This window comes from Streptomyces sp. SID14478, from assembly GCF_010548525.1.
Classification (GTDB): Bacteria; Actinomycetota; Actinomycetes; order Streptomycetales; family Streptomycetaceae; genus Streptomyces.
This window is the reverse complement of record NZ_JAAGMG010000239.1, coordinates 1-717: the sequence shown is the minus strand read 5'-3', so window position 1 is coordinate 717 and position 717 is coordinate 1. Positions and strand designations below refer to the sequence as shown.

The following is a 717-nucleotide window of genomic DNA, read 5'->3' as shown; positions in this document are numbered from 1 at the left end:
GGGGCCGCGCGGCCCCGTGGGCGTCGACCTGGCCGCCGACGGACCGCATCTGCTGATCGAGGGGCCCCAGGACAGCGGCCGCACCGAGCTGCTGCGCTCGGTCGCCGCGTCCCTCGCCGCCGCCGAGCGGCCCGACCGGCTAGGCATCGTCCTCGTCGACGGCAAGAGCGACGGGCCGGGCTCCGCCGCGGGCGAGGGCCTGCGCGTCTGCACCGATCTGCCGCACGTCACGACCCACCTCGTGGCCAACGACCCGGTGCGGATGCGGGAGTTCGCCCAGTCCCTCACCACCGAGCTCAAGCGCCGGGCCGAGCTCATAGGGCGTACGCACTTCACCGAGTGGCACACCCAGCGCGCCGTGTCGGGGCGGATGATCGCCCAGCGCGCGGCGCCCTCCGGTGGGGCCGCGGACCTGGACGTGCCGACGACGTCGACGATGCGGCTGCGGCCGGGCGCCGCGCAGGAGAAGGCGGAAGCAGCGCCTCCGCTGCCCCGGCTCGTGGTCGTCGTCGACGATCTGGACGCCCTGCTCTCCCCGCCCCTCGGTTCACCGGGACGCCCCACCGCCGGATCGGTCGTCCGCGCCCTGGAGGCGGTCGCCCGGGACGGGGAGCGGCTCGGCGTGCACCTCGTCGCGGCGTTCACCTCCGGCGCGGCGCCGGGGTGGACGGCGCGGCCGCTCGTGGTGCTCGACGCCCCGGGTTCCGACCCGGAGGA

General features: G+C 76.8%; 1 protein-coding gene. It reads left to right on the top strand.

Translation table 11 applies throughout. The features are described 5' to 3' along the window. Positions 1-717 (top strand): FtsK/SpoIIIE domain-containing protein (locus G3I40_RS08585; protein ID WP_275410161.1); only part of this gene is annotated, 717 nt, incomplete at both ends.